Annotated in this window: 26 protein-coding genes; 7 read left to right on the top strand and 19 right to left on the bottom strand. The window is 41.7% G+C overall.

The genetic code is table 11. The annotated features are described in order from the left end of the window. Positions 1–355: 355 nt before the first annotated feature. The 7 genes from C7379_RS11365 (at position 356) to C7379_RS11335 (ending at position 4,839) form a co-directional block, all read left to right on the top strand. Complete coding sequence (locus C7379_RS11365) at positions 356–580, top strand: hypothetical protein (RefSeq protein ID WP_231564511.1); 225 nt, start codon at positions 356–358, stop codon at positions 578–580. A gap of 24 nt (positions 581–604) precedes the next feature. Continuing rightward, the gene (locus C7379_RS11360) at positions 605–2,038 is read left to right on the top strand and encodes a class I SAM-dependent methyltransferase (protein WP_116617393.1); all 1,434 of its coding nucleotides are present in this window, start codon (positions 605–607) and stop codon (positions 2,036–2,038) included. A 144-nt stretch (positions 2,039–2,182) separates the two neighbouring features. After that, a complete protein-coding gene (locus C7379_RS11355; RefSeq protein WP_036928656.1) occupies positions 2,183–2,488 on the top strand; it encodes a type II toxin-antitoxin system HigB family toxin in 306 nt (101 codons plus the stop codon). Beyond that, positions 2,485–2,844: a helix-turn-helix domain-containing protein gene (locus C7379_RS11350; RefSeq protein ID WP_103003505.1), complete on the top strand. Its 360-nt coding sequence runs from the start codon at positions 2,485–2,487 to the stop codon at positions 2,842–2,844. The genes C7379_RS11355 and C7379_RS11350 overlap by 4 nt, the downstream gene beginning before the upstream one ends. A gap of 19 nt (positions 2,845–2,863) precedes the next feature. Continuing rightward, positions 2,864–3,109 (top strand): hypothetical protein, encoded by a 246-nt coding sequence (locus tag C7379_RS11345; protein WP_036928653.1) that lies wholly within the window; start codon positions 2,864–2,866, stop codon positions 3,107–3,109. A 258-nt stretch (positions 3,110–3,367) separates the two neighbouring features. Continuing rightward, on the top strand, positions 3,368–3,811 hold the full coding sequence (locus C7379_RS11340; RefSeq protein ID WP_103003506.1) for a hypothetical protein: 444 nt from the start codon (positions 3,368–3,370) through the stop codon (positions 3,809–3,811). Between the two features lie 113 nt (positions 3,812–3,924). Beyond that, complete coding sequence (locus C7379_RS11335) at positions 3,925–4,839, top strand: hypothetical protein (RefSeq protein ID WP_133241897.1); 915 nt, start codon at positions 3,925–3,927, stop codon at positions 4,837–4,839. A 155-nt stretch (positions 4,840–4,994) separates the two neighbouring features. Here the strand turns inward: C7379_RS11335 and C7379_RS11330 are convergent, their stop codons facing one another. From C7379_RS11330 to C7379_RS11240, 19 genes are all read right to left on the bottom strand, one after another. Continuing rightward, complete coding sequence (locus tag C7379_RS11330; protein WP_116617391.1) at positions 4,995–7,223, bottom strand: hypothetical protein; 2,229 nt, start codon at positions 7,221–7,223, stop codon at positions 4,995–4,997. Positions 7,224–7,234: 11 nt separating this feature from the next. Further along, complete coding sequence (locus C7379_RS11325) at positions 7,235–7,507, bottom strand: hypothetical protein (RefSeq protein ID WP_165815069.1); 273 nt, start codon at positions 7,505–7,507, stop codon at positions 7,235–7,237. An 11-nt stretch (positions 7,508–7,518) separates the two neighbouring features. Then, positions 7,519–8,370 carry a M23 family metallopeptidase gene (locus tag C7379_RS11320; RefSeq protein WP_103003510.1) on the bottom strand — a complete coding sequence of 284 codons (852 nt, stop codon included), beginning with the start codon at positions 8,368–8,370 and terminating at the stop codon, positions 7,519–7,521. A 26-nt stretch (positions 8,371–8,396) separates the two neighbouring features. After that, the gene (locus tag C7379_RS11315; protein ID WP_116617390.1) at positions 8,397–9,737 is read right to left on the bottom strand and encodes a hypothetical protein; all 1,341 of its coding nucleotides are present in this window, start codon (positions 9,735–9,737) and stop codon (positions 8,397–8,399) included. 13 nt (positions 9,738–9,750) lie between these two features. Next, positions 9,751–10,380: a hypothetical protein gene (locus tag C7379_RS11310; protein ID WP_243406798.1), complete on the bottom strand. Its 630-nt coding sequence runs from the start codon at positions 10,378–10,380 to the stop codon at positions 9,751–9,753. Between the two features lie 156 nt (positions 10,381–10,536). After that, on the bottom strand, positions 10,537–10,986 hold the full coding sequence (locus C7379_RS11305; protein ID WP_243406797.1) for a hypothetical protein: 450 nt from the start codon (positions 10,984–10,986) through the stop codon (positions 10,537–10,539). 85 nt (positions 10,987–11,071) lie between these two features. Then, positions 11,072–11,923 (bottom strand): conjugative transposon protein TraN, encoded by an 852-nt coding sequence (gene traN / locus C7379_RS11300; RefSeq protein WP_103003514.1) that lies wholly within the window; start codon positions 11,921–11,923, stop codon positions 11,072–11,074. Between the two features lie 25 nt (positions 11,924–11,948). Further along, positions 11,949–13,265, bottom strand: a complete 1,317-nt coding sequence (traM, locus tag C7379_RS11295; protein ID WP_116617387.1) for a conjugative transposon protein TraM — start codon at positions 13,263–13,265, stop codon at positions 11,949–11,951. 1 nt (position 13,266) lies between these two features. Further along, positions 13,267–13,593, bottom strand: coding sequence for a hypothetical protein (locus tag C7379_RS11290; protein WP_103003516.1), 327 nt, complete (start codon positions 13,591–13,593; stop codon positions 13,267–13,269). A gap of 18 nt (positions 13,594–13,611) precedes the next feature. Next, the gene (traK, locus tag C7379_RS11285; protein ID WP_116617386.1) at positions 13,612–14,229 is read right to left on the bottom strand and encodes a conjugative transposon protein TraK; all 618 of its coding nucleotides are present in this window, start codon (positions 14,227–14,229) and stop codon (positions 13,612–13,614) included. Positions 14,230–14,240: 11 nt separating this feature from the next. Next, a complete protein-coding gene (locus C7379_RS11280) occupies positions 14,241–15,416 on the bottom strand; it encodes a hypothetical protein (RefSeq protein ID WP_116617385.1) in 1,176 nt (391 codons plus the stop codon). A 50-nt stretch (positions 15,417–15,466) separates the two neighbouring features. Beyond that, entirely contained in the window at positions 15,467–16,207 is a 741-nt protein-coding gene (locus tag C7379_RS11275; RefSeq protein WP_116617384.1) for a DUF5045 domain-containing protein, read from the bottom strand. Positions 16,208–16,226: 19 nt separating this feature from the next. Next, complete coding sequence (locus C7379_RS11270) at positions 16,227–17,039, bottom strand: hypothetical protein (protein ID WP_116617383.1); 813 nt, start codon at positions 17,037–17,039, stop codon at positions 16,227–16,229. Between the two features lie 24 nt (positions 17,040–17,063). Next, positions 17,064–19,730 (bottom strand): OmpH family outer membrane protein, encoded by a 2,667-nt coding sequence (locus C7379_RS11265; protein WP_116617382.1) that lies wholly within the window; start codon positions 19,728–19,730, stop codon positions 17,064–17,066. Between the two features lie 12 nt (positions 19,731–19,742). Further along, positions 19,743–22,679 carry a TraG/VirB4 family ATPase gene (locus C7379_RS11260; protein ID WP_116617381.1) on the bottom strand — a complete coding sequence of 979 codons (2,937 nt, stop codon included), beginning with the start codon at positions 22,677–22,679 and terminating at the stop codon, positions 19,743–19,745. A gap of 32 nt (positions 22,680–22,711) precedes the next feature. Then, positions 22,712–23,008, bottom strand: coding sequence for a DUF4133 domain-containing protein (locus C7379_RS11255; RefSeq protein WP_036928836.1), 297 nt, complete (start codon positions 23,006–23,008; stop codon positions 22,712–22,714). 6 nt (positions 23,009–23,014) lie between these two features. After that, complete coding sequence (locus tag C7379_RS11250; RefSeq protein ID WP_419185315.1) at positions 23,015–23,407, bottom strand: DUF4134 domain-containing protein; 393 nt, start codon at positions 23,405–23,407, stop codon at positions 23,015–23,017. A 53-nt stretch (positions 23,408–23,460) separates the two neighbouring features. Continuing rightward, positions 23,461–23,817, bottom strand: a complete 357-nt coding sequence (locus C7379_RS11245; protein WP_116617380.1) for a DUF4134 family protein — start codon at positions 23,815–23,817, stop codon at positions 23,461–23,463. 3 nt (positions 23,818–23,820) lie between these two features. Then, positions 23,821–24,351 carry a hypothetical protein gene (locus C7379_RS11240; RefSeq protein WP_116617379.1) on the bottom strand — a complete coding sequence of 177 codons (531 nt, stop codon included), beginning with the start codon at positions 24,349–24,351 and terminating at the stop codon, positions 23,821–23,823. Positions 24,352–25,368: the final 1,017 nt, after the last annotated feature.

Raw genomic sequence — 25,368 nt, 5'->3', positions numbered from 1 at the left:
AATAATAAAAAAAAGTTCGGGTCGAAGAAACGAAAAATCCTTAAAGGTTGAGAATCGGGTTGCCCAGAATAATATTTTGAATTATAAACAGCAGGAAAAATGGAAAGGAAACTTATTTACTTAGCATATCAAACAGATGCTTGGCACTCTGTCGAGACAAGGAAACTTGTTTACATTGGTGAGAATTTGGAAGAAACCATCCGTAAGATGGTAGATTTCCTTTCATTAACCGAGGAAGATGTGAAACAGCTTAGACAGTGGAGACAGACCTCATGTAACAATAGGGACTTTGAAGTTATGATTGAACGCCAGTTCGTAAATGACTTTACCGTTTAATTCAAAACAACAAAAGATTATGAAAAAAGAAAAACAAAGGAAGAAGATGAGCTACAAGGCAAAAGCAAGAGTAAAGGTTATTACCGAAGCGGGCAAATGGTATTTGGCCGAGATTAAGGGACTCAAAGAGGGAACTATTGTTGAGGGTATATACAACCCTCTGAACAGGGCGTTCGACTTCTACTGGAACGGTGAGGGGGCAATGCTTTGGATTGGCGAGAATGGAGAATTGATAGACGAATAATTGGATAATTAAAAATAAGACACAATGAACATTTTTACAAATAATGCAGATTTCTACCCAACTCCTGACGAGGTGATAAACACAATGATGATGGGAGAGAATTTTATCGGGAAGACAATCCTTGAGCCTTCGGCAGGGAAAGGAAATATTGTTGACTGGCTCAAAAAGAATGGAGCAGGAAAGGTTATTGCTTGTGAAAAGGACGCTAACCTCAAAAAACTTCTGAACGGAAAATGCGAAATGATTGCGGATGACTTCCTGACCGTTTCTTCAGAACAGATCAGCCATGTAGACTATATTGTAATGAATCCTCCTTTTTCAGAAGGAGCAAAACATATTCTTCATGCGTTTGAGATTGCTCCAGCAGGATGTACCATCATTGCCTTATGTAACAGCGAAAGCATAAATCAAGGATGGGAACGGAATACAACCAAGGAGAAATTGAAAGAAACAATTGATCTTTATGGGTGCGAGGAATTCTTAGGTAGAGTTTTTGATAATGCAGAACGAAAGACGAATGTCAATGTGAGTATGATAAAGTTGTATAAAGAAGGTGAGGGACAGGATGAATTTGAGGATTACCTTTTTTCCAATGAAGACGACACACTGAATGCTAATGAGACGGAAGGCCTGGTGCAATACAATGTGGTACGGGATATGGTAAACCGCTACGTTGCAGCAGTAAAACTTTTCGACGAGACGATGGCTGCAGCAGAGAAAATTAATTCTGTGGCATGTTTTGGTGGCAACAAGGATGGTTATCTCCCTGTAAGGTTTGCTGTGGTTGATGCTTCCAATAATGTTGTCCATATCAGCCGACAACAATACAAAAAGGAGTTGCAGAAATATTATTGGAGACGAATATTCGGAAAGCTGAACATGGAAAAGTATGCCACACAGAAATTACGGGAACAGATAAACAAGTTCGTGGAGCAGCAGACAAATGTTCCCTTTACCATGCACAATATTTATCAGGTTCTAAACATGGTCATCCAAACGACAGGACAGCGTATGAATACTGCAATACTCGAAGCATTCGACCTGATTTGCTCTTTCTCTGACGAAAACTCTACGGCAGGGGAAAAATGGAAGATAAACGCAAACTATATGGTCAACCGTAAGTTTATCGTTCCATACATGACTTCCTATGACCCCAAATGGCCGAGAGACTATCTTTATCTTGAATATGGAGGTATGGCAAACAGGATGGAGGATGTTTGTAAAGCTCTTTGTTTCATTACAGGTAAGAACTACGATTGCGTTGGAAGTCTTGACTATTTTGTACGAGATAACAAATTGGTATGGGGAAAGACTTTCGAGTGGGGTTTCTTTAGGTGCAAGGGCTTTAAGAAAGGAACAATGCACTTTGAGTTTAAGGATGAAGAGGTGTGGATGAAGTTCAACCGTGAAGTGGCAAAGCAGCGAGGATGGGTACTGCCTAAAAAGAAATGTGTATAAAGCAAATGTCAGGGAGGTTGTAAGGACGACCTGCAATCTTCCTGAATATAAAAAATATTCTGTCTTTCGGAATTTTGTTGCTTGTTTGTTTTGCGTTTTGGGAATATCTTCATATCTTTGTTGCGAAAAAAGACAATCACTGATATGAGAGTTATCTCACAAAAGAAGATCAAAGACTTCTACGAGCAGCCACAATACGAACAGGCTAAGATACCTTTACAGCAGTGGTACTACACTGTAAGAAACAGAGAATACAAGAGCTTTGGCCAAATACTGGCGGACTTCACAGACGCTGTGAGAGAAAAAGGCTTGTATATCTTCAGTATTGATGAAGGCAACTATAAAATTGCTACTTCGATATATTTCGACACAGGATGTATATATGTGAGGTTTGTGGCATCTTTAGCTGACTATAAGACTCTCATCGATGAGTGGAATGTGACAGTATGAAAATATCAAAAAGGCAATATAAGTATGCCGAAAGACGGGTTGAAGAATTGTTGGAGATCGTGACGGATGCGACACTGCCGACATCGCCAGAGTACATGGAACTCTCTATCATGAGCTGTATCGTGGAAGAATACGAGAAGAAACATCATCCAATAGAGAAACTTACGCTCGCCGAAGTTATAAAACAAGGCCTGAAAGATAAGGGAATGACACAGAAAGAACTATCCGAGGCTGTAGGGCTTAGCACCAGCAGGATAAGTGATTTTACAAAAGGGAGGAGCGAACCAACATTAGCTAAAGCGGGAGAAATATGCAAGATACTTGATATTCTGCCTGAAGCTATGCTAAACTTATAAATAAGAGGGAGGAATGGTTATGGCATTTGAAATTGAGGTCGACAGAGAACATATCGAGAACACTTTATCCGTCACCTATACGATGGGACAGATAAACTCATATATGGAGATCATTCGTGAACTTAAGGAAATTCCAGAAAACGATGTGGTTAACATCAAAGAGACAATCGGAAGACTGCAAGACAGAATACAAATGCTGCTTGCATTAAACCCAAAAGCGGAGTTGGAATTGAAAACTTCAACACCTGAAGAACTTAAAATATAACAAGGAATAAATAAAATGTAACTAAAAAAAGAAAGGAAACGTACTATGTTAGATTTGATAGCATCAGCCCTAATAATGGGAGTAGGTTTGAAAGCAATAGTCGGTGGTGATACTGGCCGAAAGAGAGGAAGAAAAAATAGCAACTATAAGGATGCTATGGGGTGGTCGCACGATAACCACAAAAAATTGTTTTAATAAAATTATTTTAGAGAGTACGCTTTAACCAGTGTACTCATAACTTTATTACATATAAATACGATGAATAAACTGAAATTATTTATTGCTGGCATCATGATGTGTTTAGCAACAACAGGCAGTGCACAGACGAAAGCGAGTACCCAACAGAACTACTATCTTTATGCTTCTATTGAAGTGCGATGGGCAGATAAGGTTACAGGAGAGCAGTGCTTCGTTATTCTTATGTCACCAGGAGAAAACGGACAACAACGACCAAGTATCATGAAAAATAAAGAAGGGAAAGCAGTTGTAGTTAGAAATATGATGGAAGGTCTCGCATATTTGGAAGTACAGGGATGGGAGATGCTTGAACCAAGAACCAATGTGGGTAAGTGGATTGTTAGACGAAAGGTTTCATTTGAGGAACTGAATAAATTAGTTAAGGAGAATACAACCTATGAGGAAGTTACGCCAAAAGTTCAACTATCCTTAAATGAACAAACATTAAAAATTGATTACAAATAAACAAATCCCCGCCATCTGATTTTCATATTTTCTTATAGTTTTAATTGATGCAAGAATTGAATATTTACGTGGTTATTAAAGATTTCTACAATTATAAAAGAACAAAGTCAACAATGAAAAAAGTATTACTTCTTACGTATCTGATGCTAATGTCCATTGGTCTACATGCACAGAATGAAACCGTTACCAATCAGACCGTACTTGATTTGTTAAAAGAAGGTTTTTCCTCTGAAGAGATTATCGGTGCTATTGACAATAGTTCAACTCGCACTATTACCTTCGATATCAATTTTATGCGTCAGCTGAAAGCTGCAGGTGCTGATGCTACTCTGACGACATATCTTCAAAAGATAGCCAAGAAAGATATGGGGTACGAGGGAGTGTATCTCTGGAATGCTACTAATGGCAAGCCCGAAAAACTCTATCGTACAAATTTTGAAAAAGAATCGAAAGGAGTTAATTTTGGTGCGATAGGCGCTGCAGCACTTGGCACCTATGTTGCTGGATCGGTTTTTGGAGGACACATTCCAAGCGGAGGAGAGGCTGCTGCTGTAGCTGCAGGGACAAGTATTCTTATGACATCTGCTAAGGATATCAAGAAGTTGATGTTGCCTGGCACTAAAGCCAAGACAACGACATCCACACAACCTGTATTTAGATTCTATTTTAATCATAATTCTGATGATAGTTTTAAGCAGAATGGCGGCAATTTTTATGAGCTTGTGATGAACGATATTATGAGTCCCAACGAGTTTCAATGTGTAAAGATGACGGTGAAAGCCAAAAAGAAAGGTGGCAGAAGGATATTCCCTGATAATATGAGTTACACTGTAATGGGCTTTGAGGGAAGTAACGCAAGTTCCAGAGTAATGGTAGATTTCACCATTAAGACAATTAACAACACAACCTTTGAAGTGTCTTTTCCTCAACCATTGGAACCGGGAGAATACGTTTTCTTCTATAAGAACGGACTCAAAAATCAGTATTTTAAGACAGCTCCTTTTGGCTTCGATTTTTCTGTTGAATGATTTGTGATAAACTTATAGATAGTTATGTTTAATATAGGAGCGGTATTTAAGCCGCTCTTTTTTATGTATGACATGTGCGTCATACCAAAAATCCCCACCGACGCAACTATCTACGCCAGCAGGGATCGCTAACAAGTATTTAATGTAAATAAATACTATTTTATTCCATAAGCTCTTTGTTGTTCTTGACTTTCTAAAGAAGCCAATTCACGGTCATAAGTGTTGGATGCTTTCTCACTGTTTTCATCATACTTTCTTAAAACCGCATTTGCTAACGTGTTCAAAGGTATGGCTTTTTTCTCATATGCGTCAACAACAGTGTCGGAAATATTAATGACAACAGGTCGATTGTCTATGTCCGCAATCAAGGAACGTCCTCTCATATAGACATTGTTCAGCCTTGGATTGAGAGGTTCATCAGCATATTGCTTGTAATTTCTTGAAATAGCTTTAGGTGCGTTTGCTTCTAATGCCTCGTGACCAGCATTATTCAGAAGATTAGCTCCTCCAAATCCCATCAGCATAAGCCTTAATAGTGGATTCCTTGTAAACATTCCTGCGGCAATGGCTGCCAAAGGTAATATATTGTTTCCTACGGTAAACGATGATGTCCTGCCAGTAAACATACCGATAAGCATATCAGGAAGCATCGCAAATACATACCCTAAGTTCTTGGTTATATCACTAAACCCATTCAATCCTGCATGATCTAAATATTTACCCCATCCTGCCGTTTGGGACGTATTGAAAGAAGGTGATGCCTGTAACGGAGTATCTAATGTTTGCTGCGAGGACATGGAGAAGCCTTGGGATGTACTGGCGTTTAATTGAGCGGAAGGAGTACTTGTGCTTGAAATAACGGGCTGAGAGACGGAGCGCCCAGAAGCATGTGCTGTGATTTCATCATTATTTGTTCTCGACTTCTTTGGCTCGGGGTGATACCGATTGGATGCCATTACTCTTGCAGCTTTTTTATCCGCATTGGCCTTGTCGATCTGAACGGCAGCTCTGGCATAATCATTGGCACGTTGGGCTACTTGTGCAAGTGTCATGTTTTTGCCGTTCACATTCCATACATGTAATCCTTGTACAGACATCTGCTTAGCAATGGAAAAGAACGAGGTAGCAAAAGCACGGCATTGCTTGGCTGTCTTATTCAGCATCCATGCTGGTATGGGCGCATGACTGTTATAAGGCATAGCCTGACGATTTAATCCCGCAGTAATCGTTTTCAGGAGTTTTCCTGAACTCCCGTTTGCCGAGGATAAGAGTTGTCCTGCTTCTTTTTTTGTTACTGCGTTGCTCACATGGGGACGAATCGTAGCAACCTTGATTTTCTTGACCAAACCGTCATTAACATTGGAAATATATTCAGTACCTGTTTTCCTATATGCCAAGGCTCCTTTTTGATGCTTTCCTAATGTGGTCTCATTGCCGAAAACCGCTTGGCTGTATTGTTTCTTGGCAGTGTCAAGATTAACTTTGGAAGAAAACCAATAATTGAAGCCGGCATCTGCCATCGTGCTTGAAATCAATCCTTTTGCATAAGAAGCCCTCGTTGCCACTTTGTAAGCGGATTTTTCTCCCATCCAAGTCCCGAATTTTACCGCACCATTTTTCATGGCATATCCAGCTACTCCTTTCGCTGCACTTTTCAAGGGAACGGCAGCTACGGTACCAATGCCGTCCAACGCTGGAGCATCCATTGCGGCTCCCAGGACAATAGATCCAGCTTTCTCCATTTTTGACGGTTTATAAATTCTATTACCCAGCTCGTGAATTTCTTCCTCTGAAGGAGAGAGGTCTCGACCACGCATAAACCTGCTACCTAAACTCATAAAGATAGAATTGTTTATTCCTTCCTTCAGAATGTATTCTATGGAGGACTTGGGCATGTCTGTCCGAGCCAAATGTTCTTTGAGCAACTCCATGAAGCGTAACTGACCATAGTGAATAGCTGGGTCTATAAATTTCTGACCTTCGGTTTTCCCCAATTGTTCAGCAACGTGAAGATAGCCTTTTGTTCCCAACTTGGCAATCAGGGATTCCCTGTATCTATCAATTAAATTTCCCCAATCATTCTGGAAATTCTTGCCAGCAACAATTTTCTTAACGACACCGTCTATAAAATCATCGAGATTCTTTTTACTCCACTTCCCCTCCGATGCAGCTCTTACATTTGCAGTTTGTATACGTATCATGCCCTGGAAAACAGAGCCTGCACCGATGATGGCTGGTGTCTTATTGTAAGCCTTATAGAACTCTTCGTTCTGCTTACGATGATAATATCTGTAATCCTTGGTGATGACGGGGGCGCAATATTTACTGAAGTACTGATTGAAGCAATACTCCAGCTCTCCGAAATGTTGATTTTTATTTGCCATACGATGGAGTTTTAGATTCCCAATAACTGTTTACGTGCCTGCTCGATGGCTTTGTGACAAACGTTCATCTGCTTTGGATAGAAACGTGCAAGCCAATCATCCAATAAAATTTCATCATTGATGAATTTCACAGCTAACTGACGAGTGATCTCTATTGCTCTCTCTCCTCTTTCCCTGCCATTGAACCACGCTTTTGTCCAACAGCGTGTCCCAGTTGTGTCGAAATAGACGGATGCTTCTCGACTGATGTCATAACTGTGAATATCAATTTCAAGATTTTCCAAAGGATCGAGTGTCAAGCCGTTTTCGGCAGCTTCTTCAGAAAGTTTTTTTTTTGAGATTCATCCCAAGATTGGGGATATATTCCTTGACGGACTGCCAGAAATCCAAGAAAATCCTCGATTAGGATTTCCTGAATTTTCTCTATCAATGGAGCACTGCGCTCGGACAGACCTAAGGGATTACCTAAATTGGGCATTGTTTCATAAAAATAATTTTTATCTGCTGCTTTTGAAAGAATATTCCTCAATGACGCTTCCATCTTTTTAGGAGGTGTATAGGTTTTCGTTCGAAGCTCATTCATGTAGGTAGGAAGCCAGCGGAGCATCAGTGTCATGATCTCATTCTGACTATCGTCATACTTGGTGGAAATTTTCCTGTCACCCAAAGCCTCGGTAGTAGGCTGGCGGGTGATACCCATGGCAGCCAGCTGCTGTATGTTTGCCCAAATCATGGCAATGAAATTTTCAGGATCAAGTACTTTTCCGTTAAATCGCACTTCCATGTGTAGAAAATCACCAGCACGGGCGATTTCCTGCCCTGCCTTTACATCAGTGCCGTAAGGAGTGTAGGCTTCGGAAACGTTTCCATATGTAACTTCGTATTTTCCGTACCTCGAAACAATATAGTTCTCGTGAACGGAATCATGTCCAGCTCCAATAATCATACCGCTTGCAATGGCATATAACGGTTTGTCCTTGACGGCATAATCAACACCTTGGTGCTGAAATCTTTCTCCCGTCTTGGGATGGGTTTGCTCTCCATAAGGAAGGATAACCTTCAGTTCTTCTTTCTCGCCCAAGGAAAAAGGCATCATGAAGCCGCTTGCCGACTCCAAGAGCATGTCCTTATAATCTTTTGCATCCATATACTATACTTGTTAGATTTAATATATCATATTCCACGGGAGCGGCGTACCACTGGTTCTTCCGATACAGGCAAATCAACTTGTCCCCGATGTTGTTCCGCCATCAAGTCTGGAGCAACAGCATACCTCGGTAGCTGCTGCACGGACTGACCTTCCGATTGACGATGATTAATGTTGCGCAGAGTCATGCCGCCCAACATCATACTGGCCATTTTACCAAGCCAACCAAAAGGACCAAACATCATGTAGGACGACAGTGCGAGGGACGCTAAATTCATCTTTGATACATTTCCGCCCGTAAGTTCACTGGCAACAGAATGCACACCGTTCATCATTGTGCCAGCAACGCCTCCTTGCTGTTGTTGTAATGCTGGTGTCATACCTTGTCCCATCATTTGACTTGTTGACGGATATTGAGGAGTTGTAGGATCATAATACCCCCCGTTATTGTTGGAAACCATTCCGTTACCCGAGAAATAATGCCCAATCTGCTCCTTGCCTGTCTCATAGAGGTCAGCCCCTTCTCCAAAGACGGAAGCAACGCCACCTTTTATGCCTTGATACAGCCCTGCTGCTTCACCTGCAGCAGAACCAATGCCAGAATTTAATTTACCATAAGTACCATTGCCGAAAAGAACATCCGTGAGATTGGCGACCATGCTGACTTCATTGCCTTGATCGTCTACTTTCTTTCCTAATGTCGTTTCACCGAGAACACCAACGAGACCTTTTTGTGCGGCATCATCGCCACCTATGGATTTCATTACGTCTGGCAATAGCGTTCGTCCAGTTACCTGGCGATAGGCAACTGAAGATAGAATAAGACTTGCAATAGGATGATTAGCAGAGTATCTGGCGTACTGACCAGCCCAACCTGCAGTCTTATTGATGACTTTACCGCCCTCTCTCCAGCCTGTCTTGGCTACTGTCTTGAGCGATTCCTTATTGATAAGAGCTGCTCTTTTGGCTGTTTCTTCTGCAACTTGTTCAGCCGCTTTTGCGGAATGAGCAATGCCATGGCCAGAGGCCTTGGTTCCGTCAATGATGACACGCCCTGCCTTTGGGGCGGCCTTGGCTCCCAAATGCTCGGCAGTCTTAAAACCTGACTTGGATTTAGACAGACTTTTCTCCCAATTTTTGAAGCCGGACTCTACCTTAGTGACCTTTCCCCCCATGGATTCTATCCATTTGGTATAGCTGGCCTTGCTGGCATAACGCCCTTCCTTCATGACAGAATTGGCCAATGCTTTGCCGACTGTTTTCTCTGCACTTTCAGCGGATTTCGCTGCTAATTTGACACCTACCTTTTCAAGCGGCTTTTCCGCTGCCTTTACTGCTGCTTTGCCAAGCTCTTTTATCCATCCCATGGTCGTTTGTTTTTTAGTTAGAATAATTGATTTGAATGATTGCTCGTGCCTTATGTTTTTCCATCTTAGGCGTTTCAATGATACCCCCGTTTACAGAGGAACAAAGCCAAGCCTGAAAGTTCTTGTTATCGCTTACTTCCGTGGAAGTCCAATACCAACAGTCTTCATTCAAGGCTATGGGTGTGCCACCCAGCTTTTCTATGATGGGATTGATTTTTCTGGCAGAGACATTCAACAAACGCTGCTCTGCTACACTGGGCAGGAAATCACTCTGGCCACCTTCATGAAAAGTAAAGAGCTTCATGGCAAGTGGACTACCCTTCTTTGTTTCGGCATTGTAACTGTTTTGCATTGCTCGTGTGTTGGCGGAACCGTCAAAAGCGGTAAGGCTTCCACTCGTGCCATTGGAAAGGCCAAGCGAGTCACAGAACACTCCGTCCAGTTCCTTCAACATAACGGCCATAAGCGGATGAGCATCCGTCTGCTCCGCAAAAACAACGCCCACGGCTTTTTGTGATTTTTGGGCAAAATAAACGTCTGGTGACACACAACTATGATCTTCGCACAAGATATACCCCACATGAATTTCATAATCTGTGGGTTGATAGACATCACATGAGTTCAGGCCTATAAGTACAGCCAATAAAGAAATGGCATATACTATTTTATTGGTGTTACGTGATCTTCTATGTGAAGATTGACGATGAACTTTATAGGAAATTCGCACAATTCTGTGAGAAAGTCTTATGATGCGATTGATTACCATAAGTATTTTATATATATTCATGTCAATTTTAATTTATAGTGGAACCTTAGCACCAATGGCTACGCCAGTACGGAACAAGTCCTCCCCTCGCATCGTGACATCCTCTTTTACCTGAAAGAAGATGCTCCAGCCATGATAGAGGTTGAAGGTGTGTTCGTAGCCGAGTGAACCTACGCCAACAAACTTATGTAAGTCACTGCCGCCACTTACACCGACCCTGATGTTGCCATGATGGTTGCGACTTCGTGTCACGCAAGGCTTATAGGCAAAACCAACCGTCCAAATGTTATAACTGTGCCAAAAAGAACTTCGGGTGACATAACCTGCTTCTGGTTCAGTCTTGTACTTGATATAGTAGTTTGCAAAGTACTCCATTGCATTGTGATAATTCATTTCATGCTCATAAGCCAGTGTGGCATCAAATCCTTGCGGATAGGTAGCACCCATGCCAACCATTACATGATTGCCGTGAGATTGGCTCATAGCTGAAAGGTGAAACAGGCAGATAAGAGAAACTACAGAAACTCTTGGAAAACGGGAAAAACGTATATTCATGATAAGCCTTATTTTATTGTTCTTTCAAGAGTAACGTGTCGAACGAGTCGGCACTTAATACATCCTCATAGTCGAGATGAAGTGAGATGGCACGACCACTAATCTGTTTTTCTGAAAGCTCAACCGACAGAACCTTGTCATTGGGGAATGTCATCTTTTTCAACACAACTACATTGCGGTAGCCTTTTCTGAACCTTACAGAACGGTCAAGAATAAATGCTGGTTTCAACTCAATAATCTGGACATTGGTTGACTTTTCTTGTTTCTTGTCCTCGAGCTTTATACGTAGCTCATCTATGTCAAATGGGAGGTTGGTCTTGTTTTCTACGGAAAAATCAATGAAAAAATATTCGCCTACAACATAGATGTTGTTCAAGCGCATGATCATCTTGTCCTTTTTGGTAAAAGTACTGCGATATTTGGCTGGAGAATTCCATACTTTCATGCAATAAGAGGCCATATCTGTAGTAGACATGCTGATTTCAGGATTGTGGAAAGCATTGCGCTCTATAAGTTCCACTTCCTTATCCGAAACGGCCTCTTGGAGACGACGGGTGTAAATAAGCGCATATTGTACTCTATAACGCTCTGTGATAATAGTGACTATACCCAGTACATCCCCGTCATTATGATTGCCGGTCTTGGGTTTTATACGTATCACGTTATCCAAAGGTTTGTCACCTGCTACGGAATCTGTAGATATATCCACCAAGCGTATTGGCTCGGAGGCGGTGATGATAGTGGATATGTTTTCGTTGACGGTCAACACCTCCATATCCGAATAAGTCTTTTGAGCATGTACCCCCAACAAAAAAGTGGTACACATAACAACGACTATAGCAATTTTCTGTTTAAAATTTTTCATATCTTTTTTTCTTCTTGTTAGCATTTTAATATCTGTTTCTCTTTTCCTGCCGACTGCCGTCAATCAGATAAACGAGCGTACCATACTTCAATTTTACCCTATTCTTGCGGACAGCTTTTCCTACAGCATTCATCATATGTTGAGAGGCATTCTGAACGGCATTGTTGGCCCAACCTTTGATGCCAGTTGAAGAGGTTGTGTTGTCTACAATGTTCGTTCCACCCTGTGTGGCTGAACCGAGTATTTCTTTGGTGGTTTCCCTGAAGGAAGATTGCGGAACGTAAAGACCCTCCAATCCGTCCGTGTCATAAATGGAAAGGCTTACGTTGATAATCTCATCCCTACAGAAGACGCTCTTTACATTTCCTTTGACTCGCTGTTGACTGAAACCAGACATCTGTGCATAGAGATAGGTACCTTTCTTGACAGTTATGTCACCGATTTCCACATCATCCAGTAAACGAAGGCGAACACGACTTCCTTCTTGTGCCTTCACATTCTCGTCGATAATAGCCTTTATGAGCTTGGACTCTTCCGATGAAGACGATAGAGTGTTGAAGTAGTCGGAGGATGCCTTTACTTTCTTGACAACTTTTTCGGGATTACCCTCTGCTTGTCCTCCTGCATCACGGTAGTTGTCCGATGTTCTGGAAGAATAAGAAGATCCGTTGTCATCGTAAGATGTATTTCTTTCGTTCCGAGAACCATTTGCAAGCAGACCATAATCATCATTGATACTGTCATTATTGTCTACGTTGTCACGCCTTCCTCGGCCTGAAGAAGAACCAAAAGCAACGCCCGAAAGATCCTCGTTCATCTTATCTATTTCACGTTGTCTTCTCCTACGGTCGAGACGTGCAATCTCTGAATCACTTACTGGAGCGACAAAGTTGTCGCTCGAGGAAGAACTGCGGGATGTGTTTGAAGCCTTTCGCACACGATCCTGCATTTCCCTGATTCTGCGCTGCTCATCAATCTTGGCACGTTGCTGCTCTTGCTGCCTTTGTACCATTTCTGCCTCTCGATTACTGTATTGGGAATTATAATCTTCCTTTTTATTGATTGAGTCTCGGTCGTTCTCAACATTCTCAACTCCAGAAATATCATTGATTTTTCCAAACTCACGCTCGGCATTGTCCAACTTGCCTCCCAACACGCTGTCAGTATTGGCTGACGGTAGATCAGAGTTCAAGTAATCCGTTGTGGCCAAGCGTGGGTCGTTGTCGGATACGTCTGTATCTACGGCATCAATGACGAAATATCCTACAAACAAAACCAATGGATATAGAATAGCCGGAAAGACATACTTCCTATCCTTAAAATTTATTTTCTTTACATCCATTTTACTTTTTGTTTATTGTACGTCTTTGATGTAATACTGAATCTACCTGTTCAACAGCTGTTGTGCGCCGTTCCTTAGAGGCGTTATAGCTGCGTACCATATTGAAAATGTTAATGGCAAAACAGCCAATTACAATACCGAAGACAGTAACAAGGAAGGCCACACGGTGACGATTGGCCAAAATTTGTATCTTCATAACCAGCCAGCTCAAACCACTCTTGTCGGCAAACTGTTTGCCAGCTTCCACTTCTTTTTCATAACGCTCTCTATATTTTGGGTCGTTCTTGTCTGGCATAGGGTCGCCCATAATAATTCTCTTGAATCCCATAATATTCAATCTTTAATGTTAGTAATTGGTTTTCTGATTTTCGGAGAGATCTTTGTTGACAAGAGTTCTCCAGCCGTAGATGATAAAGCCGTGGGGGTTGTTTTCCGTTCGAGGTACTCGCCTTAGACTTCCTGCGGTAATGAGCTGACGCATCAGGATGCTGGTGCGACGCTCGATACGTTGACGGCCATAATAGGTAAAGGTCAGCTTCTTCTCGTCTAACTTGATAGAGTCACAGAAGATACTGCATATCGTACTCGTTCCAATAATGTTGTTATAAAAGCCCTTCTCCTTCAAGGCGTTGTATTGCGCAAGACCTGACTCATCAATAAGGTACATGGCTTTCTTGATGGTATAATCAATATACTTATCATCAGGAGCCAATGTAAAGAACAGGTTATGGAACATCTCCACGTGACTTTTTGCTTCTACACCAAAAGTCTCATCCATCGTAGTCTGCTTGACTAAAACAGGTACAGTGCCATCGAGGACATAAATCTTCTTATGAGCATCGGCAACCATTCCTCTGGCTATAAAAAGACTTCCAAGGCTGATAACAATGCAACCTATCAAAAAAAGACCTGTGACGATCAATACTAATTTTATCTTGTTTTCTAATTTTTTTAATACAGCCATAGCTTTATTTTTTAGTGGATTCTTGGCATGACAGACATGGCACTTGATTTGACGGAAGATGCCACTCCTTCTCCAAAGTTACGAGTGGAGAAAGCGGTGTCTCCTTCAGGTATCATCCATGCTGCAAGATCGGGAACTAAGTTGAGACACCTTAATGCAACTACGGAAGCGGAAAGAAGATAACCACAGGACATGAAGGCATTTTGTACATAACCGTTCATTGTGTTCACATTCGATGTAATGGCGGTTAGGTTTTCAACCTGAACGCTAATCACAATATCAAACAACAGCAGGACATAAAAACCTACAAAATAGAGCATGGCTCCATAGAAGTGGACGGTCAGGTAGCGGATAATCCATTTTGCCCACGCCCCTTCCCATTTCGGAAGGACGGAGAAAGCCCATTGGATGGGACCAAAGATGGTCAACATACCCAATAAGATTTGCTGACAGAATATGGTTGCCCACCAACCGACACGATACAGAACAAGCGAAAAGAACATAACAATCTTATCTAAGCCGATGATTAGACCTGCAAAAACAGATGTCTTTTTAGCTCTGGCGGCATCTTTTAAACCATCTACAGTATCTTTACCAGAAGTGTTTTGACCTAAAACATCAAGACTTGAAGCATTCTGTAGTCCTTCGGAAGCCACTTCCACCTCTGCTGCCTTTTGATACATCGTGTCACGTTTTTGCAAAAGTGGCATCAACTCGTTGTATTTCTCACTGACTTGCACAGCTTCCGCTTCATATAGGTCGTGGGTATAGCTGCCTATACAGTTGGGTATATATGCCAAGGCATCCAAAATGCTACCACTGCCGCCACCCATGCCAGTCATGCTTGGAGGGTACCAAAAAATCATGACCATGGCGATACCTAATACTTTAAGTATCTTGAAAACATCAATGGGTTCTCCCTTGACCATCATCTTATAGGCAATGCTGGCACCTACAATGATGGAAAACAAGGCTCCCAATGCCATGCTCATTTGAAGGATCCACCAAAAAGGACCCTGTGTACCAATAAAATCGGGATTGCACAAAAACTCATTCGTTTGAAAAACAACATTGTCAATGTCTTCCTCAAACAGGTCAACTCCTATGGTCTGGGATAGGTCGGAGATTGTGTTCGACAACCCCTGAAGACCTCCTTGTGCAGCTAATAATAAGGAACTGAATGTCATAATTTACATTTTTACTTGTTAGCGTATATTTTATATTTTACTTTTTGATTTCACTTTTTTGAAAAACCATCAACGCCCACCGCCGTTCTCCAACGGTTCAAGGCATCAAAAGCAACTGTAGAGACGGAGGATAACCGCTGGGGTGGCTTGCTGTTTTCCCGCATCTCCTTTGCGGACTTCATGCCTTTCCATGCAAGAAGCTGTTTGGTGAGCTGGTAATTGCGCCTGACAATATCTTTATAGATGGCTATGTACTCTTTCTTCTTGCGTCCCAAATCTTGATAGGACTCACGAGTAACCTTGATAGCGGTCTGAAGACAGTTATAAATGGTCTTCCACCTGCGATAGTCTTCAGATGTACCACCGTAAGGCATGATAAGATTGATATTCTTCTGAAAGATGGATAGTCTGTTCTCTATCTTGCTTTTTTCAACTGTCCATGCTAAGTCGGTCATTGGACTGCGGTCAACTATATTCTTTGCCTCTATCTTGGCACGGCGGAAGGTCACAGAATCTATGCTGTCGGCATAAAGTTTTTCATCTGCAACACGAGTTTTCATGTGAAGACGGAAAAGCTGCTTGTTCAGCAAATTGGCTGTCGATTGATATCCCTTGTGAAATGCGTTATAGTAGTAACGAGGAGTTAATGATCCAGCACCTGTCTCCATCGTCATAAACTGCTGCATGATGTAATTCTCATGATGTTTTGTGACTTGCACATACCCTTGACTGAATACGGAAAGGACAATCGACTGCAGCCCGAGTAAAAGGATGATTCTATTTCTTTGCATGATAGGTATTCTTTTATGTTTAATGCCAGCTTCTGCCTCCGATGATTCCGCCACCGCCTAAAGGGGCATGTTGGAATGAGCGATGTTGCTCCAGACATTCAAATGCTTGGATGGAGTTACCAAGCCAACGCCCCAAAGCATCGTTGGCAATATCCTTGATGCTTCTTGCCATGAATATTTCTTTTTTCCAAAAACCCATCCGGACAGTCATATATGCCCATAACTCCGTGTAGGAACGTCTGATGCTGTCGTCTATCTCGTCAATGGAATTGTTGATATCACCCAAAATGGTCATTAAATCCGAAGTGGTACAATTTCTTACACCAGTCATAATTTCGGCTAATTCAGAGTAGGACTTCCATAGCTGTGAAGCTCCATGATAAACACCCTCGACGGCTCGTTGACTGGCTTTGATGATTATGGTGTCGCTGGTCCAGATGGCTCCATGTTGGAGGATTTCCTTGTTGTAGGTATTCAATAGATCATAATAGGCTTCAAGATTACTCTTGCAACTCTTAAAACTGTTATAAGCATGGAAGCCAGTGGCGGTTGAGTTCAAAATGAGGTTGATAATATTGAAACACTTTCTATATTTGTCCAACTTCTTGTTGACCGCAGCGTAATCTTCCATAGAGTGCATACTCTTTTCATGATAAGTAATCACGCCTTCCTCGGCAAGGGTACGCAATTCCAACATAGCCCTGACGGTCTTGTGGTTATGGATCATTGCTTCCAACGAGACGGGGTCGGTCGGGAAATCTAATGCCTTGACTTCACTCGGAATAAATAGAAGACAAAGGCTCATCACCAGTATGTATACCAATTTATTCATGTTTTCTATTATTTATGCTATGCCTTAATTTTCGCTTGTTGTGGTGTTGTTTTGTAAAGAGGTACTTGCGGAAGTCTTCTTGGCTTTGTCACTTGCATCGTTCCACCGTTGCAGCGCATACTCGGCAATAGTTCCTCGTGACTTTCTTGTAATGGGGTTGAAGATGTGATTGGTCAAGAAATCCTTGATGGTCTGACGATCATTCATGACTTTTTCCAAAAGAACCAGCTGGGAATAGATTAAACTAAGTTGGTATTCCACGTTTCTGGCCACATCTAAACGGTCGCTTGCCCAAAGCAAGTGAATGGCATCTGGGTCTTCTTCGTTTGCCAAGTTCTTGGCATAGTTGTATCTTACCGAAATAGAACAGTCAGGCATGTCTTCCATCAATTGCTTTTGACGCTCGTTGACCTTTGCTGCACGCTCTTTCTCCGATAGGTTCACGTCAAGTTTCATAGTCTCTATGATATTCTCTGAAGAAAAAGAAGCAGAGAGCTTGTAGTCGACGCTCAATATGGCACGGTGAATCCTTATAAGATTCCATCCAAACCAAGGTATAAGATAACTTGGAGGTTGAGATAACGTGAGAGTGGCGGTGTAAGTTACCTCACTCTTTACCTGTGCACAATAAGCATGACGTACGAAAATATATTTATTGTCACCATTGGTCCACTCTCCGTCATCCTGCCAGGATAGCTTGTAAAGCCCTTCTAATTCTCTCATGTTTGCAGGAATACGATAAGGATCTCCATTGTCCTCAGTAAGATCTTTATAATATTCTGATATGGCAGTGTTTATCTTACCAAGATAAGACTGTATCTGCGAAAGCTGACGTTTTGAAGCTGCCTGATTTTTACTAATGGTTTCATAACGTGAACGTAGCTCGGAGACCTTGTTCTCATCATTTGCCATTTTGGCTTGTTTTATCTGCTCTATCAAGGCTCTCATCTCCCTATCCATGGAACGGATTTGTTCATTAATATTCTTTATATCGGCTTGATATTCTAACTTCTTTTTTTGCAGCATCTTGATATCATCGTTGCCAGACTTAGGAGAGGCTACCATGGCAAAATTCTTTGACTTGGGATCTTCCAGATGCTTTCCCTGATTACCGTTCTCCTTCCAGTTGAAGGACCCTTCTGCAAGGGTAGAGCCGTCGGCACAGCTGGCGGAGAACACAGCGGAATTGCAACCTTTCATCTTGTTCTCATCTGCCATTGTGTAGTATTTAGGAGCATCGTAGCCTAACTTGTAAACAACTTGCTGAGAGGGTTCTTTGTCACTCTCTAAGCTGTTGTAGTATTTGAGCTGATTATCCATTCTTTTCTTGAAAGTATTCTCATCCATAGACTCGGAGTCAAACACTTCTGAATAGACTTCCTGCTTGGAACTCCAAGACTCCCTGACTGTCATGTTCACAGTCCAGTGCATGCCACGCCAATGCGCTGAAGATTTCCACATGTTGCCATCTTTGTCTCTAACGTAGGAATAGGAGTCCATGGCATAATCAATAGTGATGGTATGACCAGGATGTTGATGTTCATATTGACTTTTACGAGCAGCATTCCAACCTGTCGACATTTCAGCTTGTCTTTTGAGTTCATTATATTCTTGTGGGGAAAGGGTGGGGAAAGACGGTGTGGTCTTTCTTTCAAAATTCTCTTTATACTTCCAACCTGTCCATGCGGAGTTGTCATTAGTATTCCTCGGATGCGAAGGCTTGTATTCAGCGAGAATTTTATTACCACTATCTTCGGAATAGATGTACCATCTTTGTCTATAGTGTTGCCCCTTTAACTCTTTTACATAATTACTGATATAGCCTGATATGTTATAATCGTCTATCTGAAAAAGACGTGACACAGCATCTGCATCCGTCGATTGAATAACGCTCATCAGAATTTCCTTCACATTCCCTGCGTTGCGTATACTTTCATATTTGCTTCGGAAGGTCTTGTATAGCTGGTAAATTTCGGATGGTTTTGATTTGAAGATCTTACCTATTGCAGAAAAATCCTTGATATTTCCATTGACAGCATTTTTTCCAGCGGTGGCAAGTACTTCTCCGATATTGCTTATATCTTTCTTAATGTTTTCCTTGGCGGCTTTGATGTCAAAGTCGCCGATCTTTTCCAAGAGGTCTTTCCAGTTGACATTCCCCAATTGAGACACGTCGAAGATTTTCCGCAACTTCTCGTTGATAACCAAGAAAACTACGTCCTTGAAAGATAGCTTACCATTTGTAACAACAAGTTCGAACTGTTTGCATAGCTGTTCGACATTTTGAGTAGTCTTGAATAGGTAAGGTCCCCAATAAAGGGCATTGTCGGGCTGCTTGACCATTTTGACAGCAACGACGATGAGCTTGGGCATGATGCCGTCTTTCACTAAATAAAGGATGCGCTGATAATAATAATTCTCATCACTGCTGAACAGCCCTGCATCACGCATGGCGTTCCGGTCTTTCAACTTTGACAGGTAGATACCAGCGGTGGAAAGGCTTGCCTTGGTGTAATGGCCTAAGATGGAATCTACATCGGAAACGGTTAGACGCTCGGTTTCCGACTCTATTGCGTATGCGGCAGTCATGGCAGCTACGGTACCCTCGTCAATGTTGACGGCATGATACGACTGGGCTGACATGGCTGTCACCGAGAGGATCAAAAGGATGATGGCAATGATACGACGCATATAACTTTGGGACTAATTGTTTAATACTTTTCTTTCCTTTAATATTTTTCTGGCAAATTCCAAGGAACTCTTTATCCCTGAATGCTTCCAGTCACGCACGAAGGCTTCGATGGCATGTTGGTGATCACACCGAAGAAGTTTCTTATAGAGCTTCAAGGCCAGCTTCTCTATCTTCTCCGTTGTGTAACTCATATAACATTCTGGTGGTTCCTCTATGCCAAATACATCACCTTCCTGTCCTCGTTTGATGAAGACTTCCTTGAATGGCGAACGGCCCTCTTTATTTTCCAGACGGTTAATGGTAAAAATTTTCTTACAGTCAATGTCGGTTAGGGCAAGCGTTTTCTTGATGTTGTCAAACTTGTCCTTGAACTTGCTCTGATCAAGCAGCATGAAGACACCGGAATTGTTGATGATGGCTTCCTTGACTATCTTAGACTCGGTAACATCCTGTATCTCCTGTGTGACGACACCGACCATTGCCCAGTGCTTGCGGGCAGTCTTGTAAAGGTACTGTATATAGGTGGCCATGACAGGAGTAGCAATAGCTTTCCACGCTTCTTCTATGACAAGGCATTTTCTTCCTTCCTTTAGGAGCATCTTCTGTGTGAACACATCCATAATAATTAGTACGACAATGGGGAAAAGAACTGGATTTTCTTTTATTTTGTCAATCTCGAATACGATGAACTTTTCATTGAAAAGCGAGGAATCCATGTCGTTGTTGAGCGTATATTCCAACTCGCCACCCTTATAGAAAGGTTTGAGAATTGTAGCAAATTCATTGATAGGAAAGGTTACGTCATCCTGCTTCATAATCTGCGGAATGCGCTCTATGGCGAACTCATAGTAAGTGTTGAAGTTCAACTCCGTCACACGCATCTTCTTACGCTGACGCTCAATCTTATCGATTTTCTTGTTGATGCGTTGGAGATATTTGCTCTCAATGAGTTCTGGAGTGAGACGCAATAGTTGACGGCTGGCATTACTCTTCTCCCCATCAGTGGCAGCATTATCATCAATGACGGCTTGCAACTTATCACGGAGACGGAGGTTACGGGCTTTGTGCTTCTGAATGGCTTCTTCCTCTTCATCGATCCTATCATCTATGTCGTCTATGTCATCCATGTCATCAGAAACGCCATAACGCTCTTCCAACTGCTGCTCGTATTCTTCATACTTACCAGTACGCTTATCTTCAAGCTCCATGACATGACGCATATTGTCTCTCTGCTCCTCTGTAAAACCCTCAAACGGGGTGAAATACTCCTCAAAGTATTCTATCAGTGTTTGGTTGATGATGGTCTCTTCAAGTTTCGTCGGTTCACCATTGCCTTTGAATATCAGGAAGATAATATTTCTAAGAAAGTCTTTCTTTGCCTGAAAGTTCTGCTCGTACTCGGTTTTCTCAATCTTAAAAGGATTCATCGAAATAGGATGCTCCTTGGAATAGGTGATATATATGCCTTCAAAATAGCTACACAAGCCCTCGTAGCTATCGCCGGTATCAACAATGACTATATCGGTGTCTTGCTCGTAATACTGGCGCATAACGGTATTCATGAAAAAGGACTTGCCGCTACCTGAAGGACCAAGTACAAAGAAATTAGAATTATCGGTATACCTTATTTTCCCCTCCTTTCCTGACACATCCACAGCCATGGGAACACCCTGTCTGTCGGTATAATAGCATTTCAGGTTGGTATCGTCACCTTTCTGTTGATGTTCCTTATACAAAAGGCATAGTGCCGGCTCGGAAAGCGTCAGAAAACGATCATAATCTGCATTGAGTTCAAAGCAGTTGCCTGGAAAACTGGCAACAAATAACTCTAATTGATTATAGGCACGCTTGGACAGGTGCATACTGTATCTTGCCAAAAGATTTTCCAAACTGTTGGTAACCTTTTGCAAGTTCTTGTCGGCACTGGTCTTTACTATAAGGTTGTAATGGGCATAAACAAATTGCTTGCCGTTACGGGCAATCTCATTAAGAACGTCGTTGATGTCTTCAACAGCAATCTGATTATTCGGATTGGGGATAGAGGCATGACGGTTCTTCTTTTTCTCCAACTTCGCTATCTCTCGCTTTTGATTGGGAAGGAAAATAATTTGATTATATATGATGGTGTCTACATCTGGCAGTGTACTAAGATCTGAAAGTAAGTCTTGTGGCATTACAGTGTTGTTGACATTGATGTCAGCGTAAGGATGAAGTGTGCCGGGAAGACCAGGGTCATCCACATCCAAAAGGCTGTACACTTTCAGCTGTTCATCACCCATACAGATTTTTTCAGACTCCACACTGAAGTCCGTCATTGAAATAACTTCGTTTTTGAAATCAACGGCGAAGAAACGCTCAGTATATTCCTGACATTCCTTGCCACTAAGAAAACGACAGTTTACATTCTCGCTCTTCAGACGGTCGTGGACTTTCTGTATCTTTACTTGAAAATCACGCCATTTATCGGCATCGTATGTCTTCAATCCGCCGTTCCTACCTCTCTGGGTGATGGTGAGATATGTCTGTGACTCCACATAGGGACGACCATTGAAAAACTTGAAATAGGCATCGGAAAGAAAACGCTTTTTAGCATCACTATTCTTTCCTGCTATGTTTGATATGTTAAACTTCTTGCGGACGAAGACATCTTGCTTGTGTATGGCATAGCCCTCGCCTAAAACCTGAAGGACAGAAGCCATCAAGGACGTAAACTCGTAATAGCCGTCAGTGTCGGCTGAATACTTCCTGACGGGATTATCCATCTTCAAGATAGTTGAATAATCGCCTTTCTTAGTGTAGATAACACCTATATCGTTTACATCCTCAAAACTGAAATAGATATTCTCAAACACTTTAGCACGTTTGCTACCTGTGCCGAAAGCCTTGATGGAAATAAACATTCCCAATAACACAGAGGCAAAGACCAATATGACGATTACGGTAATCATAAATTTACTTTACTTACAATCAAATAAATGTTCTAATATTGTCTTGAATGGCTGAATATGTAAATCCCTTTTGGTGATTTCTTTGTATGCAATCCTTTGTGCTGCTTGACAAAAATGGTTACTCCTCCTACGGATAGAATAATGGTTAACAGCGACAAGGATATGACAAAACCGAAGATCATATAGCCAATCAAGAATGACAACAGACCACTTCCAACAGTAATGGCGGCCCATACAATGTATCTTCCTCGAAGACCCAGAAACTCAAGAGGCTTCTGAAGCCCCTTGAATACTGGGTAGTCGGGATAGTCGTTCTTGACTGTTTCCATGTTTCTCTATTGCAGTCCGAAGAACAGTGGCAGTGCTTGAGCTGCTGCGACGAGGAAGATGCAGGCTCCGACAATCATCATGATAGACTTCTTGACATCCTGTTCCTCGTTGTTCATCTTGATGTAAACGGAGATAGCACCCACAATGGCGACAATACCTGCTAAGGCATAGCACAACTTCGTTACAACGGGAATGTACTTCTTCAAGGCATCCGTTGACTTGGTGATAGCTTGAATACCGGAGTCGATGTTCTGTGCATCGGCGGCAACCGTTACCACTACCAACATCAGCATCACCAATACAAAACGAGGGTCTGTGGCTACGGATTTGATTTTCTTCACTGCGGAAATGCCAAAACTCTTGGCACCGCTTACCATTAATGACAAATTCTGATTCATTGTCTTGGATTTTTTGTTAGTTAATAATTATATGAAAATATGTAATAAATGAATTACCAAAGCCTGTCGGTCACTCCAAATTGGAAACCGAAGAACGCTGGAAGGACTATGGTGGCGATAAGTAGGAAAATACAGCTGCCAACCAAAACGATGATACTTTTGGTAAAGCCCTCTTCCCCTGCTTGCATCTTGATATAGATACTGGTAGCACTGTATATGGACAGGAGAGCTGCAATTGCATAAAGCAAATACAATACGGCTGTACAACAAGTTAATACGAAGACAACCATATTATACAGGCGACCGGAATTGCCACTATAGTCGGTTGTCCCACAATTAGCTATAACGGGCTGTGCGAGCGATAGTAATGCTAATAACAGTAAATAGGTTTTTCCCTTAAACTTCTTCATGACTTATACACTGAATTGTTCTGCCTGTTCGTCTTCTTGCTTGGCCTTCAATAATGCGGCTTGACAATCTTCAACGAACTCGTCCACATATACAGCTCCTTGAATATCTGGAGACACGCTGTTTAAGTCTCCGTTGATTGAATCAACCTTGGCTTGGGCCTGCCTGGCCAATTCTTCTGTATCTGAATCTGTAATGTCTTTCGCTGTTATTTTATCTTCGTCGATATCAGAATCTGATGCTTCATCTGCTTTATTGGGTGCTGTTGGCTCTGCTGCCATTGCACCGCCGTACGTTTCAGGTGCTTCGTCACCAGGACGTTCTATCTGATACTTGCCATCGCTGTCCTCACTAACTCTAACTGCCGAAACTGCTGGCGCACCTTCCGTATTGTTGACAGACGTACTCGTGTGAATGACTTCAACACTTTTCTTTTTTTCTCCTTTCGTGCCGAACAAATCAAGGCTGATCATAGCAACATAATAGATAACAAAGATGAATGTCACTACAATTGCGAATATACCGAATGATCCCATATTATTTTATTTGTTGTATGCAAAATAAATGACTTAACAGCAAATAAGCATCCTCAAAAAAATAAAAGTCTTATATTAACATTTTCAAAAAGTTTTAGGCTGTTTTTGGGGCTTTTTATGTTAAAATTAGGTGGGCAAAAATTAAAGACCTGTAAAGATCCGTGTCAAAAACAAAAGAAAAGGACAGGACATAAATAAAAAAAATCCCCGTTTTCGACACTCATACTTGTTGACGTATATACAGGAATACTACATACAACTATTTATCTCCTTTGGTGCTTACCATACTTAACCAATAACTATACTTCCATTTCCGTTTCTGCCTTCGACCTCACTTTCCATCACCTTTGTAGTCATCATCGACTTTTATAGTGCAAAGGTATCGTAGGCAGGGAACACGGCAAGTACCAGCTGAAAGCCTATTGGCGGAAAACTTTTCATGACCCTCCGAAATCAAAGATTGCGGTTTCCTGAAAACTTTGCCACCAATTCCTTGCCTTTCATTCCCTTTCATGCCGACGATTTTACCATGCACATAAAAGGTTCGAGATGACGGTTACACCGGAATAATAAAAAAAAGTTCGGGTCGAAGAAACGAAAAATCCTTAAAGGTTGAGAATCGGGATGCCCAGAATAATAAACTTAAAAATACAAAAAGAATATATGGTAAGATTCAGAACATTGCACGAACGAAAGACGAATACTGTGAAGCTCGTATATGGTTTACTTACAGATAACAGAAAAGTCAAAAAAACATTAAGTTCAGAAATATTAAAATATTTTATGCAAATAGGTGTGTCAAAGAGCATGGACAAAAGATCTCTCGGTAGAGATATGAAAGAAAGTGATAAAGTACAAAAAATGAAACAACAAGTACGAAAACTGAATGGCTTTCATACTTACTTTTTACTAACATATAAAATCACTACTGTCCCGTTAAGGTGGACTAATCACTCTTTGAATTAATTGAAATACAGTCTATTAGGTGGTGTTTTGAAATGAAACGGACTTGATTTC

It is taken from the genome of Hallella colorans, from assembly GCF_003096815.1.
Taxonomy (GTDB): Bacteria; Bacteroidota; Bacteroidia; order Bacteroidales; family Bacteroidaceae; genus Prevotella; species Prevotella colorans.
This window is presented reverse-complemented; position numbering and strand designations above follow the sequence as displayed.

Excerpts from the sequence above, each read along its gene's own strand:
- C7379_RS11365 (WP_231564511.1), top strand. The coding sequence starts at position 356 with ATGAAAAAAGAAAAACAAAGGAAGAAGATGAGCTACAAGGCAAAAGCA.
- C7379_RS11360 (WP_116617393.1), top strand. The coding sequence starts at position 605 with ATGAACATTTTTACAAATAATGCAGATTTCTACCCAACTCCTGACGAG.
- C7379_RS11355 (WP_036928656.1), top strand. The coding sequence starts at position 2,183 with ATGAGAGTTATCTCACAAAAGAAGATCAAAGACTTCTACGAGCAGCCA.
- C7379_RS11350 (WP_103003505.1), top strand. The coding sequence starts at position 2,485 with ATGAAAATATCAAAAAGGCAATATAAGTATGCCGAAAGACGGGTTGAA.
- C7379_RS11345 (WP_036928653.1), top strand. The coding sequence starts at position 2,864 with ATGGCATTTGAAATTGAGGTCGACAGAGAACATATCGAGAACACTTTA.
- C7379_RS11340 (WP_103003506.1), top strand. The coding sequence starts at position 3,368 with ATGAATAAACTGAAATTATTTATTGCTGGCATCATGATGTGTTTAGCA.
- C7379_RS11335 (WP_133241897.1), top strand. The coding sequence starts at position 3,925 with ATGAAAAAAGTATTACTTCTTACGTATCTGATGCTAATGTCCATTGGT.
- C7379_RS11330 (WP_116617391.1), bottom strand. The coding sequence starts at position 7,223 with ATGGCAAATAAAAATCAACATTTCGGAGAGCTGGAGTATTGCTTCAAT.
- C7379_RS11320 (WP_103003510.1), bottom strand. The coding sequence starts at position 8,370 with ATGGATGCAAAAGATTATAAGGACATGCTCTTGGAGTCGGCAAGCGGC.
- C7379_RS11315 (WP_116617390.1), bottom strand. The coding sequence starts at position 9,737 with ATGGGATGGATAAAAGAGCTTGGCAAAGCAGCAGTAAAGGCAGCGGAA.
- C7379_RS11305 (WP_243406797.1), bottom strand. The coding sequence starts at position 10,986 with ATGAGCCAATCTCACGGCAATCATGTAATGGTTGGCATGGGTGCTACC.
- traN (WP_103003514.1), bottom strand. The coding sequence starts at position 11,923 with ATGAAAAATTTTAAACAGAAAATTGCTATAGTCGTTGTTATGTGTACC.
- traM (WP_116617387.1), bottom strand. The coding sequence starts at position 13,265 with ATGGATGTAAAGAAAATAAATTTTAAGGATAGGAAGTATGTCTTTCCG.
- C7379_RS11290 (WP_103003516.1), bottom strand. The coding sequence starts at position 13,593 with ATGGGATTCAAGAGAATTATTATGGGCGACCCTATGCCAGACAAGAAC.
- traK (WP_116617386.1), bottom strand. The coding sequence starts at position 14,229 with ATGGCTGTATTAAAAAAATTAGAAAACAAGATAAAATTAGTATTGATC.
- C7379_RS11280 (WP_116617385.1), bottom strand. The coding sequence starts at position 15,416 with ATGACATTCAGTTCCTTATTATTAGCTGCACAAGGAGGTCTTCAGGGG.
- C7379_RS11275 (WP_116617384.1), bottom strand. The coding sequence starts at position 16,207 with ATGCAAAGAAATAGAATCATCCTTTTACTCGGGCTGCAGTCGATTGTC.
- C7379_RS11270 (WP_116617383.1), bottom strand. The coding sequence starts at position 17,039 with ATGAATAAATTGGTATACATACTGGTGATGAGCCTTTGTCTTCTATTT.
- C7379_RS11265 (WP_116617382.1), bottom strand. The coding sequence starts at position 19,730 with ATGCGTCGTATCATTGCCATCATCCTTTTGATCCTCTCGGTGACAGCC.
- C7379_RS11260 (WP_116617381.1), bottom strand. The coding sequence starts at position 22,679 with ATGATTACCGTAATCGTCATATTGGTCTTTGCCTCTGTGTTATTGGGA.
- C7379_RS11255 (WP_036928836.1), bottom strand. The coding sequence starts at position 23,008 with ATGGAAACAGTCAAGAACGACTATCCCGACTACCCAGTATTCAAGGGG.
- C7379_RS11250 (WP_419185315.1), bottom strand. The coding sequence starts at position 23,407 with ATGAATCAGAATTTGTCATTAATGGTAAGCGGTGCCAAGAGTTTTGGC.
- C7379_RS11245 (WP_116617380.1), bottom strand. The coding sequence starts at position 23,817 with ATGAAGAAGTTTAAGGGAAAAACCTATTTACTGTTATTAGCATTACTA.
- C7379_RS11240 (WP_116617379.1), bottom strand. The coding sequence starts at position 24,351 with ATGGGATCATTCGGTATATTCGCAATTGTAGTGACATTCATCTTTGTT.